Genomic DNA, 15414 nt, shown 5'->3' on the forward strand with positions numbered 1-15414 from the left:
TGGCTTTGTGCAGTGGAAAACGAAAAAAATAATAGAATTAAAGCGTAGTGAAGGTAATTTTTTCCCAATTTGAATCTGTCTTGTATGGTTACTTATGGTGTTTAGACTGCTAAATATCGGATTGGTAAATTAAGTAAAGGCACTTTTAACGAAACTTTGAGAAAATTATCCCCCGACCTTCATACGTAAACTCAAAAGCACCATCCGTAAACTTATGCCATGCCGCTTTTCAATTTTAAGTATCTTGCTTTCAGATTAACTTTTGAATAAAAAACACTAGTCTTCTCATGTCTCGATCCTACAAAACCATTCTTATTGCCCTACTTATTCTAGTCGCATCTTGCAAAAAAAAGGGCGGCTCTGAAACCGATAATCTTTTCAAGTTCAAGGATTACATCAGTTATCACACCAACGGCAATCAAAGTATTTCTACTCCAATTACCATTGCGTTGGCCCAACAATTGGAACAGTTTGAACTGACCCAAGAACTTCCCAAAGAATATTTGGAGATTTCTCCTAAGGTTGATGGCAAACTCATCATTGAAAACGGAAGGGAACTCACCTTTCAACCAACAGAATATTTAAAACCAAATACGGAATATACTGTTAGCCTGAAGCTCAACAAACTCTTCGAGGATATAAAAAGTGAGTTTAAGACGTACACTTTTAGTTTTAAGACCATTGCGCCAAATTTCAAAATCAATCTAGGAGATTTACAGTCCTACAGCAAAGATTGGCAATACCTCACGGGTACCTTGGATGCTTCGGATGTTTTGGAAGCATCCAAAATAGAAACGGTACTTTCCGTAAAGCAAGGAGATAAAACTATCCCCGTGAAATGGGACAATATTTCGGAAAACGCACAGTACTTCAGTTTTAAAATTGACAGCATTTCCAGAAAAACGGACGATAGCGAACTTATTATCAATTGGACAGGCGATGCATTCAATATTGACAATAAAGGCTCGGAAAATTATACAATTCCTGGCAAAAACAAATTTGTGATTATTGATGCCAAGACCACATCATCACCAAATGCTGTGCTTACCCTAAATTTCTCCGAACCCTTAAAGCAAGACCAAAACCTAAATGGTTTGGTCACCATTGAAAATGCGGAAAGCGTTCGATATGAAATCAACGGCAACGTTTTAAGCGTCTACCCGTCCAATCGCATTTTAGGTGAGGTGCGCATCAATGCCTTTCAAGGAATAAAAAGTGAATATGGTTTCACGTTGAAAAATGACTTTTCCGAACTGGTCTCTTTTGAGCAGCTCAAACCGGCGGTTCGATTGATTTCCAAAGGAACCATTCTCCCCAATGCGTCATCCACGCCCATTTATTTTGAAACCGTCAACCTTGCTGCCGTTGAAGTTCGTGTAATTCAAGTGTATCAGGACAATATGCTCCAGTATCTCCAAAACTATGATTTGACCGAAAGTTACAGCCCCGATTTTAGACCCGTTGGACGCAGGGTAGCCTACAAAGTGATTCCGCTCACAAAAGACGGCAACCAAAATTCCAGCTACTGGCAGGCCCACGGTCTCGATTTATCGGAGTTGATAAAAATAAACCCCGGTTCGTTGTATCGGGTGGAGTTCAGTTTTAAGAAAGAACATACCTCTTACGATTGTGGCGATAGCGCTGAAACAGAAGAATCCACTACCGAATATGCTTTGGAGCAAAGCTCCGATGAAGCCTCCGAAGAAGAGCGCTATTGGAACAACGAAATCTATAATTACAGAAACTATGACTACAATTGGGAAGAACGGGACAACCCTTGCCACTCTGCATACTACAACTACGAAAGAATAGCAGCGACCAATTTATTGGGTAGCGATTTAGGGCTTATCGTTAAAAAGGGAAGCAACCGCTCCCATCACTTTGCCGTAACCAACTTACTCACCACCCAACCCGTGTCAGGAGCCAGAATAAAACTCTACAACTATCAACAGCAATATATCGGCGAGGTTACAACCGATCCACAAGGTCTTTCTGTTTACGATAGCGACAAGGGCATTGCCTTTGCGGTGGCAGAACATAACAACAATTTTGCCTATGCAAAACTAGCGGATGGAAATGCATTGTCCCTGAGTAAATTTGATGTTTCCGGCGAGGAGCTGCAAAAAGGATTGCAAGGTTATTTGTATACCGAAAGAGGTGTACACAGACCGGGCGATATCATCCATTTGACCTTTGTTTTGGATGACAATGCCAACCCTTTGCCCAAAGGGCATCCCGTAGCTTTGGAAGTCAGTGATGCACGTGGTAAACTGGTGCAACGTCATGTTTTAAAAGAAGGCAGTATTCCCGTTGCCGATGGTCTGTACGCAAAAAAAGAAAAGAATTTCTACTACTTCCCCATTCCAACTGAAGCTACCGCCCCCACTGGAAACTGGTCTGCCAAAGTAATTGTGGGAGGTGCACAGTTCAGTAAAACCCTGAAAGTGGCCACGGTAAAACCTAACCGATTAAAAGTGGATTTCGCTTTTGATGATGAAGTATTGGAGGCAAATTCCTTCAATAGAGGAAAAGCAGAAGTAAAATGGTTACATGGCGCTCCTGCACGCAACCTTAAAATAGACATCAATGCCACCTTGAGCGAGACTTCCACAGCATTTCCTAAGTACAAAGGTTATGTTTTCCAAGACCCTGTACGCACCTTCAACCAAACTGAACTGCAATGGATATCATCAAACTTGGACGCCAATGGTGTGCTCGATATCAATAAAAAAATTGATGTGAACGGCAATGCCCCAGGAATGTTGCAAGCCACCTTTACCACAAAAGTGTTTGAAGGAGGTGGCGATTTCTCCATAGATGTGTTCTCCAAAAATTTGGCTCCATTTTCAAATTTTGTGGGACTTCGTTCTCCCGACCCAAAACAATACGGCTCTTTATTGACCGATGACAACAACACCTTTGATGTGGTTACCGTAGATGCGCAAGGAAATCCATCAGGCAATCGAAAACTAAAAGTACAGGTATTTGAAATTGAATGGCGCTGGTGGTGGAACCGTGGTTACGATAACCTGTCACGCTACGAAAATGCAACAGTCCACCGATCGTTCAAAGAAATGGAAGTGACCACGGGAAGCGATGGCAAGGCCAATTTCAACATCAATGTTCCCGATGAACAAGGTGGACGCTATCTCATTCGAGTTATGGATGAAGTATCGGGACATGCAACGGGACGTACAGCCTATTTTTACCGCAATTGGTGGCGTAGACCAGCATCCGCAGATACCGAGAGTTCCAAAATTTTGATTTTCTCCACCGACAGGGAAAAATATACTCTTGGGGAAGAAGCCACGGTAACCTTCCCATCGGACAAGGGCGGTCGCGCTTTAATCAGCATCGAAAACGGTACAGAGGTACTCTCCCAACAATGGATAGAAACTTCAGCCAAAGAAACTCGCGCCACCATTCCGATTACCGCAGAAATGGCACCGAATGCCTACGTGAACATTTCCTTATTGCAACCACACAGTCAGGTTAAGAACGATTTACCCATCCGTTTGTACGGTGTTGTGCCACTTTTGGTGGAGAATCCAGCCACATTCTTGGAGCCACAAATCAGCATGCCCGATGTCCTGCAACCAGAAACATCGTACAAGGTCACAGTGTCCGAAGCCAACAAAAAACCAATGACGTACTCGTTGGCCGTGGTAGATGATGGCCTTTTGGACCTGACACGCTTTACCACTCCAGATATCCATAGTGCTTTCTATGCCCGACAAGCTTTGGGCGTGAAGACTTTCGACATTTTTGACGATGTTATGGGAGCCTATTCCGTGAGTGTGGACAACATCTACGCCATTGGTGGTGGTGGTATTGGAGCTGGCGCCAAAAACCGAAAAGCACAACGTTTTAAACCTGTAGTCACTTATTTGGGTCCGTTTACCTTAAAGGCAGGAGAAAAAGCATCACATACCATTGATATGCCGAACTATGTAGGTTCGGTCCGAACTATGGTCGTTGCAGGGAATCCGAACAGTGCTTACGGAAATGCTGAAAAAACAACCCCAGTACGCAAACCTTTGATGGTGCTGACCTCCATTCCACGAAAATTATCTCCTGGGGAGACCGTGACGATTCCTGTGACGGTATTTGCAATGGAGTCCAAAGTAAAAAATGTAAAGGTCAATATTGATGCAGGAAAAGCATTGGAACCCATCAACGGTACTTCCAAGAACATTACGTTCGATGCGGTTGGGGAGCAAATTGTCAACTTTGATTTTAAAGTCAACACAACATCATCTTTCCAAACCATAAAAGTTACCGCTACGGGGGGTGGCGAAAGCGCATCCAACGAGACCGAAATCGATGTGGAAAATCCAAATCCTGTAACCACCAAAAGTGAATTGTACACGCTCGACCCAAATGGTTCCCAGACCATTTCAATGGAAACTTTTGGCACATCGGGCACTAATGAAGCATTCATAGAATTCTCTACGCTTCCACCGATGGATTTCTCCAAACGAATGGATTATCTGTTGCGCTACCCACACGGATGCGTGGAGCAAACCACTTCCGCAGCATTCCTTCAATTGTTCTTGGCAGATGTATTGGACATCACTTTTGATAAAAAGAAGGAGATTGAGAAAAATGTAAAAGCTGCCATTGACCGACTTAGCGATTTCCAAATTCCCAATGGCGGATTAAGCTACTGGCCAGGTTACGGCAATGCCGATGATTGGGGAACATCCTACACCGGGCATTTTATGTTGGAAGCCAAAAAAGAAGGATACCAACTTCCGTTGACCTTCTTGAGCAATTGGTTGAGATACCAAAAGAATGCAGCGCGTCAATGGAGTAACCAAAGTACCTATTACAACGATGATGTTTCACAAGCATATCGATTGTACACATTGGCCTTGGCACAACAACCCGAACTGGCCGCAATGAACCGTTTACGCGAAACCGCAAACCTTAGCAATGAAGCCAAATGGAGATTGGCCGCTGCTTATGCCCTTGTTGGGAAAAAGGAGGTGGCAGAAGCCATCGCTCAAAAGGCAAACATCAACTTTAAACCCAATAACTACAATTACAGAACCTATGGTTCGGTTTTCAGAAACCGTGCCATGGCGCTGGAAACCATGGTGATTTTGGGTGACCCACAACAAAGGGAACTGGCCGTTTCCTTGGCCAAAAATTTATCATCACAGCAATGGTATAGCACCCAAGAAACAGCTTTTGCTCTCTTGGCTTTGTCCAAAATGGTGATGAAGAATGGGGGAAGGTCCATCGACCTTACCTTTACCAACAATGGAAAGAACATTAATGTCAAAACCGATAGGGCCATAGCACAGCGGGAACTTTCCGTGACTTCCTTTAAAGAGGAAATCGAACTGAAAAACAATCAAGGAAACATCATTTACGCGACCCTTACCCAAACTGGAAAATTACCCGTTGGCGAAGAGTTGGCACAACAGCAAAACCTAAGGTTGTCCGTGAACTACCAAGACCCATTGGGCAATTCCGTCAATATAAATGAACTGAGACAGGGAACAGAATTCGAAGCAAAAGTGACCATCTTCAACAATTCCGATGACTATATTGACAATGTGGCCCTGACGCACATTGTGCCCAGCGGATGGGAAATTGTGGACACCTCTTTTGTAAGCGGGAACAATGAAAATGCATCCAAAGCGGATTATGTAGATACACGGGACGACCGAACGCATCTGTATTTCGATTTGGATGCCAAAAAATCAAAAGTCTTTACCATCAAATTGAATGCATCGTTCTTGGGTGACTATTATTTGCCAGGTGCCCAAGCTGAAGCGATGTACGACAACAACTACCAAGCCCGGAACAAAGGACAGTGGGTCAAAATAGTTCAGTAATGTTGAATGAGTGAGTTTTTATCGCCAGCAAAAAGAATCTTGGTCAACCATAAAGTCAAGTTCGGTGTATTTTTCATCGTTCTGATTTTATGGTTGTTTTGCCTGCCCAAGAATCTGTTCGACGACCCAACATCAACGGTTGTGGACAGTTCTGAAGGGTCTCTTATCGGAGCACGGATTGCCGATGATGGTCAATGGCGATTTCCCCAGATTGATTCCGTTCCCGAACGCTTCAAACAGAGTATTTTGCTTTTTGAAGATGAATATTTTTATCAGCATCCTGGTTTCAATCCCATTTCCATTATAAAGGCTATCGGGCACAATATCACCAAAGAAACGCGAAGAGGTGGCAGTACTATCACACAGCAAGTAATACGGTTGAGCAGAAAAAATCAAAGCCGGACCTATTGGGAAAAACTCATCGAGGTTTTTATGTCCACTCGTTTGGAGTTGCGCCACTCGAAGGAAGAAATTTTAAAGCTCTACGCCTCCCACACACCTTACGGCGGTAATGTAGTGGGATTGGAAACCGCAGCTTGGCGCTATTTTGGGATTCCCGCCCACGAACTGAGCTGGGGGCAATCGGCCGCTTTGGCCGTTTTGCCCAATGCCCCGGCACTTATTTTCCCTGGGCGAAACGAACGGGCCTTTTTGGACAAGCGAAACCGGTTATTGAAGAAGTTATGGGAAAAAGAAATCATTGATGAAACAACTTACGAATTGGCCGTAGCCGAACCATTGCCACAAAAACCATTTCCATTGCCCGATGTGGCACCGCACCTTACCGAGCGTATTCGAAACGAGTATCCTGGCCAGCGTGTGACCACTTCGTTAACACGACCGTTGCAGGAACGATTGAACCTTTTAGCGGAACGACATTATCAGCAATTGCAAAGCAACGAAATACATAATCTGGCCATTCTGGTGCTGGATATTGAAACCCGAAAAGTGCTCGGGTATGTAGGTAATTCACCTTCGGATGAGACACATGCCAATTATGTGGATATCATCACTAAAAAAAGAAGTACGGGGAGTACGTTGAAGCCTTTTTTGTTTGCTTCTTTGTTGGACGAGGGCCAATTGTTGCCTCATAGCCTTGTAGAGGACGTTCCAACAGTAATCAACGGATACAATCCCCAAAACTTTGACTTAAAACATGTGGGCGCCGTGCCGGCGAGCAAGGCACTTTCCCGTTCACTGAATGTTCCTGCGGTAAGATTATTACGGGAATACGGACTTGAAAAGTTCTATAACAAGCTCCACAAAATGAAAATGGAGTCGTTGGACAAACCTTCATCCTATTACGGGCTATCCTTGATTCTTGGTGGTGCGGAAAGTTCCCTTTGGGAAGTAACCTCCACCTATGCTTCCTTGGCATCTACCGTCAACTATTTCTCCAAAAATTCCAGCACGTACCGCAATAAAGAATTTACGGAAGCCACCTATCTACAAAATGAGACCAAAGATTTTGGTAGGGAACAATTTGACCCTTTGGTTTTTGGAGCAGGTTCCATTTTCAGCACATTTCAGTCCATGTATGAGGTCAACAGACCCGAAGGTGACGAAAATTGGCAGTTTTTTGATTCCTCCCAACCCATTGCATGGAAAACTGGCACCAGTTTTGGTTTTAAGGATGCGTGGGCCGTTGGGGTTACGCCAAAATATGCCATTGGGGTTTGGGCGGGCAATGCCGATGGCGAGGGCAGACCTGGACTAACAGGAATTACCGCAGCTGCTCCATTGTTATTTGATGTACTGGATGCGCTACCACAGAGCGGTTGGTTCCAAGAACCTTTTGATGACCTTATTGAGCTGGAGGTATGTGCACAGAGTGGGTATCGTGCTTCGGTGTATTGTGATGATATCAAGAAAGAATGGGTGCCTACACACGGAACACGAAGTGGTCCGTGCCCCTATCATCAGCAGGTTTTTTTAAATGCTTCGGAACAGTATAGAGTAAACTCCGAATGTTACCCTCTGGAAGATATGGTCGCCAAGAATTGGTTGGTACTCCCTCCTATTTTGGAATATTATTACGCTTCTTCGAATCCCAACTATAAACCTTTGCCCCCTTATTTGGAAGGTTGTTCTGCTTTGGAAAACAATTTGATGGAGTTCATTTACCCAAAAAGAAATGAAACCGTACTACTCCCAAAGGATTTGGGCGAAAAAAGTATGGAAATCATTCTCAAACTGGCTCATCAACAATCCAACGCTATCATTTATTGGTATTTGGATGAATTATTTATTGGCAAGACAGAGAATTTCCATGAGCTGATTCTACCCATCGAAGCCGGTGAGTATATGCTCACAGCCGTGGACAATCAGGGCAATCGAATTCAGCAGGTAGTGAAAGTACGCTCAGCTTCGGGCGAATAATTATTTCTTCCGCATAAAAATGGTCATTGGAACTCCGGTAAAATCGAAATTCTCCCTGATTTTGTTCTCCAAAAATCTTTTATAAGGGTCCTTCACATATTGGGGCAAGTTGCAGAAAAAGGCAAATTGCGGATATGGTGTGGGCAATTGCGTGCAGAATTTGATTTTTACGTACTTCCCCTTAGTTGCCGGCGGCGGCGTTTTTTCAATAATGGGAAGCATGATATCGTTCAATTTACGCGTTGGTATTTTTTTGGAACGGTTTTTATAAACATCCACCGCAGTTTCAATGGCCTTATAGATTCGCTGCTTGTTCAACACCGAGATAAAAAGAATAGGAACATCTTCAAAAGGTGATATTATTTCGTGAATGGCCTTTGTATATTCCTTTACGCTATTGGTCTCTTTTTCCACTAGGTCCCATTTGTTCACCAAGATTACGATACCTTTATTATTGCGCTGAGCGAGCCAAAATATGTTCTGTACCTGCCCATCAAAACCTCTGGTGGCATCCATCATCAAAATGCATACATCACAGTATTCAATGGCCCTTACGGAACGCATAACGGAATAAAACTCCAAGTCTTCCTTTACTTTGGACTTCCTACGGATACCGGCAGTGTCCACCAAATTAAACTCAAATCCAAAACGATTGTATTTTGTATCGATACTATCGCGGGTAGTACCGGCAATGTCGGTGACAATGTATCTATCCTCTCCAATAAGCGCATTGATAAATGATGATTTTCCAGCATTGGGCCTACCCACTACCGCAAAACGCGGCAATTCGTCCTCTTCTTCCTTTTCATCTGGCAATACTTCCACCAAGGCATCCAACAGTTCACCTGTTCCACTACCGTTGATACTAGAAAGAGTATAATATTCACCCAATCCCAAGGAATAGAACTCTACGGCATCGGCCATACGTTGCGTATTGTCCACCTTATTTACGGCCAAAAATGTGGGTTTGTCCACCCTGCGAAGTAGCTTGGCCACATCTTCATCCATTCCGGTTACGCCGGACTCCACGTCAACCATAAAAATGATGGCATCGGCCTCATCGATGGCCAACTCTACTTGTTTATCGATTTCCTTTTCGAAAACATCGTCGCTACCCAAGACGTAACCACCGGTATCGATCACGGAAAACTCTTTGCCGTTCCAGTCACTTTTACCGTAATGACGGTCACGTGTTACACCGCTTACGGCATCCACAATCGCCTCACGGCGTTGAATAAGTCGGTTGAAAAAAGTGGACTTCCCAACATTGGGTCTTCCTACAATGGCTACGATAGCTCCCATCAGGTTTAATTTTTGGCAAAAGTACCATTTATTATGAAGAAAAAATGATACCTTTTTTCATCATTTTCAAATGATTATGAGCGACTTGACCAACGAGATAGTTTTACGGCCCCATTTTCGCGTGTCCCTAAGAGCTAATTTAGAACAATTGGAGTCTATTTTTGATTCGGCTTCGGCTGATTCTTTATTGATCAAAAGACTGGATGAACATATTTTTGTCAAGTTCAGAAAGGCGGAAACTACCTTTTGGACACCCCAACTTCATTTGGAACTGTCGTCGTTCGAGGAGGGTGTCAGCAATATTCGCGGCGTCTTTGGCCCCAATCCCACGCTTTGGACCTTTTTTATGTTCCTCCATTTTGGTGTGGGCACCATTTTTATCATCATGGGAATTTTTGCCTATTCCAATTACTCTTTAGGCAAGGATGTTACCTTCTGGTTGGTGGGCATGTTCTTATTAGTGATGATTTGGTTCGCACTTTACGCTTTTGGCCGTTTGGGAAAATCGAAAGGAAAAGACCAAATGGAACAGTTGAAAAAATTCGTTCGGGACACTATTGCGCCTTTTGAACGAATCAATAGCAATGCCTAGCCATTGTACCCAAATCTCCTAAGCTGCTGGGAGTTGCTTCGCCAGTTCTTGTTCACTTTTACATATAGTTCGATATGAACTTGTTTGGCAAAGAACTTTTCGAGGTCTTTACGGGCTTCCACCCCTACTTTTTTAATGGCGGCGCCCTTATGCCCTATAATAATTCCTTTTTGGGTATCGCGCTCCACCATGATCACCGACCGGATTCGAATGATGTCCTCATCTTCAAAAAACTCTTCGGTCTCCACCTCCACGGAATAGGGAATCTCCTTTTTATAGTATAGTAAGATTTTCTCCCGGATGGTCTCGTTCACGAAAAAACGCTCTGGTTTGTCCGTCATTTGGTCCTTTGGATAATACGGCGGTGCTTCGGGCAATAGTTCCAAAATACGATTGAATACTTCGGTAACATTAAAGTTTTCCAAAGCGGATATGGGATGAATTTCTGCGCTGGGCAATTGCTCCTGCCAATACTGCATCTGCTCTTCCAATATTTGTTGGTCGGATTTATCAATTTTATTGAGAAGGAGCAAGACTGGAATTTTGCTGTTCTGCAATTTTTTGAAGAAATTTTCGTCTTTGAGCGCTTTCTCTCCTATTTCAACCATATAGAGCAGCACATCAGCATCCTCGAAGGCGGATTTAACGAAATCCATCATGGAGGTTTGCAGCTCATAGGCCGGTTTGATGATGCCTGGGGTATCGGACAAAATCACTTGGAAATCATCTCCGTTGACAATCCCCAAAATACGATGACGCGTGGTCTGAGCCTTGGAGGTGATAATGGACAGTTTCTCCCCAACAAAGGCATTCATCAATGTAGACTTACCCACATTGGGGTTCCCTATAATATTTACAAATCCTGCTTTATGCGCCACCGTTCTTTCTTTTTTCAAAATATTGTTTGGATGCTGCGTTCACCTTTGGTGAAAGGTACAACACAGCGATCATATTTGGAATGACCATCAATGCATATGATAGGTCAATCAAGTTTTTTACCAATTTCAATGATGCCACTGCGGCAAAAACAATCATCACTATAAAAAATACATTGTACCACTTTCCGATTTTGGCATTCGTCAAAAATGACAAACTTTTCACACCATAATACGAATACGTAAATAGGGTCGACAATGCAAAAGCTGCCACGATTACCATCAAGAGCACATCCCCGATTCCGTACAACGTCGTTTCAAAGGCGGACATCGTCATGGTTATTCCACTGCCATCCTCAAGATAGGCTCCACTCAAAATAATGACCACTGCGGTAAAGGTACATACTAAAATGGTATCAATAAACGGACCGAGCATTGCCACGAGTCCTTCTTTTGCAGGTTCATCGTTACGGGATTGTCCGTGGTACATGGGCGCGCTACCGAGACCTGCCTCGTTGGAGAACATAGCCCTGCGTACCCCAACGATCACCAATCCCCAAAATCCACCGGTGACAACGGTATCAAAATTCCATGCTTCCACCAAAATCATTTTAAGGGCAGGAAAAACTTCATCCGCATGGCTTGCCATCACAAAAATCACCGCCAAGAGATAAATTCCTACCATAAAGGGCACAATTGCTGATGCGACCTTGGCTATTTTATTAAGCCCCCCAAAAATTACGATGGAGGTGACAATGGCCAGAAAAAAGCCTATGATGAGTTTCCAATTATACTCGCTGGTAGCAAACAAGGTTTCATGTGGCCGAACCACTCCCATGAATGCCTCGGTAAACTGGTTCGCGGTAAAAACCCCCAAAAATCCGAACAACCCACAAATACTGAAAAAGATGGCCATGGGTTTTGCCCAATTTCCCATTCCTTGGGTAATGTAAAACATGGGGCCACCCTGCATATGCCCATCAGAATCCTTGCCACGGTACATTATGGCCAAACTACCGGAGTAAAATTTGATGCCCATGCCCAAAAGCGCTGTCATCCAAATCCAAAAAACGACCCCCGGCCCACCATCGTGAATGGCAATGGCCACCCCTGAGATGTTTCCCAAACCAACGGTAGCGGCAACGGCAGCGGACAATGCCTGAAACGAGCTTACATCTCCTTTCGCGTTTTTATCATCATACTTGCCCGATACCACCGCAATGGCATGGCCAAAGTGACGAAAAGGTGCAAATTTTGAATAGAAAGCCAAGAAAAGCCCCCCTCCAATGAGCAAAATGAACATAGGCCACTCGGTGTAGGGCAACAGGGAAGATATAAAATCGTTGATTGCATCCATAAGGTAAAAAGGTCGAATTTATGGATTTTGGGCGGGATTGACCCTAATGGAGACAGGAATATTAAGTTTCGTTTGGAAATGATATAAAAACGGTTGTATATTTGCCGTCCACATCGCGGGGTAGAGCAGTACCCTTCGACTACGCTCAGGGCAAGGTACCTACACCGACTGAGTTTTTTATTGAAAGAATACGTTTCCAAGAGAAACATAAAAACATATATCGCGGGGTAGAGCAGTAGGTAGCTCGTCGGGCTCATAACCCGAAGGTCACTGGTTCGAGTCCAGTCCCCGCTACTAAAAAAGCTCCTTGATTTCTCAAGGAGCTTTTATTTTGGCGTCCATTGAAGTCTTTTTGGTCAATGGATATAATGTGCAATCGTTTCCTAAAAACCATTTTATCCCACCCTCATTTACTTTTTTATGGTTCTCTTTTGGATGAATTGTTAAAAATCTGGAAAGTGAAACTTTAAGGACACCTTTTTATTACATGAAAGCATTTCATCTAGAAATCCTTTATTTATGGGCTATCCCAAGTAGTAAACTTTTATCGGGGCTTACCTTCTTTAATAGTTTGTTAACAATTTTAACAGTTTATTTTCATACATTGTTGTTAACTAATTCATCATCAATCAAAAATGAGACAATCTGTAACATACATTGTCTTACTCTTTCTATGGCTGAACGTTTCGTTTGCCCATAGTGCTTCCACCGTAAAGGGTTACGGCGGATTTCCTGAGCCCTCTGCTGAAATTTTTAAGGATTCTTTGGACTGGGCGGACTATTATTTCAATATACACAGATTTAAAGAGGCGGTTCCCTTATACAAAAAGAACCTAGATGGGACGGATAAGGCCGAAAAGATCCATGTTTTAAAAAAGTTGGCCCTTAGTCAAGCAGCCCTAAACGAATCGGAAGAATCCATTGGATATATTTATGACTACTTTAAAATAGAGTTTAAACCTACCTTTTTACTGCACGAGGATTTTGATAAAATCAGAAATGAACCCTCATTTTCCAAATTATCGGGCACTGTGTTGCCAAAATTTACAGGCTGGTCGGTATTTTACTTTTTCGTATCCTTGGTCGGCTTTTATGTGACCATTGTTCTACTTATCAATAAAAAAATTGACAAAATGGCCCGAATCCTTATAGCCATTTTTGTTTTTATCCACTCCTTATTTATTCTGAACATCTGTGTCAACCAGACCAACTACGTGTTTGAATTTCCGCACACCTACTTGATGTCCACTTGGTCATCATTTTTATATGGTCCTTTACTTTTTCTTTATTTTAAAAGAGTTTCCAAATCCTATGATTTGAGAATTAAAGACCTATGGCATTTTTTACCCACCGTTTTCCTGACCACCTATTTGTTTTTTACCGTATATGGGTTCTCTGGCGCGCACAAAGTAAATTTTATGTTGGAACGACTGCAGGACGGGCTTAATCCTGGGGATTCCGCAAAATTATTGTTGATGGTTATTCTAAAGGCTATTTCCTTGGGAGTGTATGCCTTTTTTGTGCATTTGATCCTCAAGAAAAATACGTCGGGATTGAGCAAAAAAACTCGGATTTGGCAAAAGAACATCTATTGGATACATGTTAGCTATGTGGTGGTATACATTATCTATGGCACCTATATTCTTACCGGCACCAATAGTGGCATATTTTTTCATGCCCCCATAGTCCTGATGAGTACCATGGTACTTTATGTAGGCTATGCCGCCAATGTACAGCCCGATGTTTTCAGTGGAAGATACTCCTACATTAACAGATTGTTCCCTAAGTACGTGAAATCCGGTTTAACGGACAGCCTGTCCCAAGAGCTAAAACAAAACCTCATCGACCTTTTCCAAAAAGAAAAACTGTACCGAAAAAACGACATCAACCTAGATATGGTGGCGGAAGAATTGAATACCACTCGCCATAATACATCACAACTGATCAATGAGCATTTTAACATGAGCTTCAGGGAGTTCGTAAATTCCCATCGGATACAAGAGGCCAAAGAGCTTTTGGAAGAACAGAACGAACTCAACATCATTGATGTTGCCTATGAAGTCGGATACAACAACAAAGTATCTTTCAACAAAGCTTTCAAAAAAGACACCCACCTCACCCCAAGTGAATACCTCAATTACCTAAGGCAAGGGTAAACTCTTATCGGGGACACCGAAAAACAACCACTTTATGGTTAACTAGTAGTCATCAATCAAAAATCATCAATCAAATGAAACGACTACTAAAACAATTTGTTTTTAAGTATGTTGGAAGTCATGGGCAAACCATGGGTCCTTCCAACAGTCATGAAAAGTACAGGAAATCCGGATTAACGGAAGCAGAGGCCCTTATTATTAGGGGTAAAATCAAAAAAGCCTTTGAGGAGGAAAAAATTTACAGGAACAATGCCATTGGCCTTGATGACCTATCGGAATATATCGAGGAAAACAGGTATAAGGTATCCCAAGTAATGAACACCTATTTCTCCAAAAACTTTTATTCGTTCTTGAACGAATATCGGATAAAAGAGGCAAAATACCTTCTGGTTTCGGATCCTGCGCTCAGCGTAAAGGCCATTATGTACGAAGTGGGCTATAACAGCAAAAATAGTTTCTACAGTGCCTTTAAGAAAGTTACCGGGGTCAGTCCAAACGATTACAGGACTGCTACAGAGCTAAAACTCGTTAGGCAACACGAAGTACAGCTGGCGTAGCGTTCCCATTGAATCGTGTAAGCTATCCCAAAAACCTCTTGAAAAATCAAGAGGTTTTTTTATGCCCTTTATTTTTTGATTTTGAATTCCGCTCAGGTATGTTAAAAACGGTACTTGCCCATGGGCATATGGTTTTTTAAGGTTCTCCCCGTTTAAGGAGTACCGTTTCCATAGCACTTATAGGTTGATTTGCTATGCAATTGTAAAGGTAGGGCGGTGAGAGGCTCTACTTCTTAAAAAGACAAATCCATTGAGTTTTGTTCACTTCCCAGAAGTATTATTTGAATTAGCTATCATTTTCCTAGCGCCGTCCACCTTTCTCAGTTGCTCTAACTCAATTTCAAATTACT

At 42.8% G+C, this 15414-nt stretch carries 8 protein-coding genes and 1 tRNA gene; 6 read left to right on the forward strand and 3 right to left on the reverse strand.

Going from position 1 to position 15414, the window contains the following annotated elements; all coding sequences use genetic code 11:
* Positions 1-287 precede the first annotated feature (287 nt).
* Together SD449_RS09800 and pbpC are read left to right on the forward strand one after the other, a co-directional pair.
* The gene (locus SD449_RS09800; RefSeq protein ID WP_318310316.1) at positions 288-5846 is read left to right on the forward strand and encodes an alpha-2-macroglobulin family protein; all 5559 of its coding nucleotides are present in this window, start codon (positions 288-290) and stop codon (positions 5844-5846) included.
* Between the two features lie 6 nt (positions 5847-5852).
* A complete protein-coding gene (gene pbpC, locus SD449_RS09805) occupies positions 5853-8225 on the forward strand; it encodes a penicillin-binding protein 1C (protein ID WP_318310317.1) in 2373 nt (790 codons plus the stop codon).
* Here the strand turns inward: pbpC and der are convergent, their stop codons facing one another.
* Positions 8226-9527, reverse strand: a complete 1302-nt coding sequence (gene der / locus SD449_RS09810) for a ribosome biogenesis GTPase Der (RefSeq protein WP_318310319.1) — start codon at positions 9525-9527, stop codon at positions 8226-8228.
* Positions 9528-9603: 76 nt separating this feature from the next.
* Here der and SD449_RS09815 point away from each other — a divergent pair, with 76 nt between their 5' ends.
* The gene (locus SD449_RS09815) at positions 9604-10119 is read left to right on the forward strand and encodes a GTP-binding protein (protein WP_318310321.1); all 516 of its coding nucleotides are present in this window, start codon (positions 9604-9606) and stop codon (positions 10117-10119) included.
* On the opposite strand, the gene era is transcribed toward SD449_RS09815, so the two are convergent.
* Together era and SD449_RS09825 are read right to left on the reverse strand one after the other, a co-directional pair.
* Complete coding sequence (gene era, locus SD449_RS09820) at positions 10116-10997, reverse strand: GTPase Era (protein ID WP_207035541.1); 882 nt, start codon at positions 10995-10997, stop codon at positions 10116-10118. The genes SD449_RS09815 and era overlap by 4 nt on opposite strands.
* Positions 10987-12351: an alanine/glycine:cation symporter family protein gene (locus tag SD449_RS09825; RefSeq protein WP_318310322.1), complete on the reverse strand. Its 1365-nt coding sequence runs from the start codon at positions 12349-12351 to the stop codon at positions 10987-10989. Before SD449_RS09825 ends, era begins: the two co-directional genes overlap by 11 nt.
* A gap of 221 nt (positions 12352-12572) precedes the next feature.
* Between SD449_RS09825 and SD449_RS09830 the strand changes: the two genes are divergently transcribed.
* From SD449_RS09830 to SD449_RS09840, 3 genes are all read left to right on the forward strand, one after another.
* A tRNA-Met gene (locus tag SD449_RS09830) sits at positions 12573-12645 on the forward strand.
* Between the two features lie 341 nt (positions 12646-12986).
* A complete protein-coding gene (locus tag SD449_RS09835; protein ID WP_318310324.1) occupies positions 12987-14507 on the forward strand; it encodes an AraC family transcriptional regulator in 1521 nt (506 codons plus the stop codon).
* A gap of 74 nt (positions 14508-14581) precedes the next feature.
* Positions 14582-15064 (forward strand): helix-turn-helix domain-containing protein, encoded by a 483-nt coding sequence (locus tag SD449_RS09840; RefSeq protein WP_318310325.1) that lies wholly within the window; start codon positions 14582-14584, stop codon positions 15062-15064.
* The last annotated feature ends 350 nt before the right edge of the window (positions 15065-15414 follow it).

The sequence above is a fragment of the Flagellimonas crocea genome (assembly GCF_033441595.1).
Taxonomy (GTDB): domain Bacteria; phylum Bacteroidota; class Bacteroidia; order Flavobacteriales; family Flavobacteriaceae; genus Flagellimonas; species Flagellimonas crocea.

What these genes read in the sequence shown, in the direction of transcription:
- pbpC (WP_318310317.1), top strand. Translation starts at nt 5,853, where the DNA reads ATGAGTGAGTTTTTATCGCCAGCAAAAAGAATCTTGGTCAACCATAAA.
- SD449_RS09800 (WP_318310316.1), top strand. Translation starts at nt 288, where the DNA reads ATGTCTCGATCCTACAAAACCATTCTTATTGCCCTACTTATTCTAGTC.
- SD449_RS09840 (WP_318310325.1), top strand. Translation starts at nt 14,582, where the DNA reads ATGAAACGACTACTAAAACAATTTGTTTTTAAGTATGTTGGAAGTCAT.
- SD449_RS09825 (WP_318310322.1), bottom strand. Translation starts at nt 12,351, where the DNA reads ATGGATGCAATCAACGATTTTATATCTTCCCTGTTGCCCTACACCGAG.
- SD449_RS09815 (WP_318310321.1), top strand. Translation starts at nt 9,604, where the DNA reads ATGAGCGACTTGACCAACGAGATAGTTTTACGGCCCCATTTTCGCGTG.
- der (WP_318310319.1), bottom strand. Translation starts at nt 9,527, where the DNA reads ATGGGAGCTATCGTAGCCATTGTAGGAAGACCCAATGTTGGGAAGTCC.
- SD449_RS09835 (WP_318310324.1), top strand. Translation starts at nt 12,987, where the DNA reads ATGAGACAATCTGTAACATACATTGTCTTACTCTTTCTATGGCTGAAC.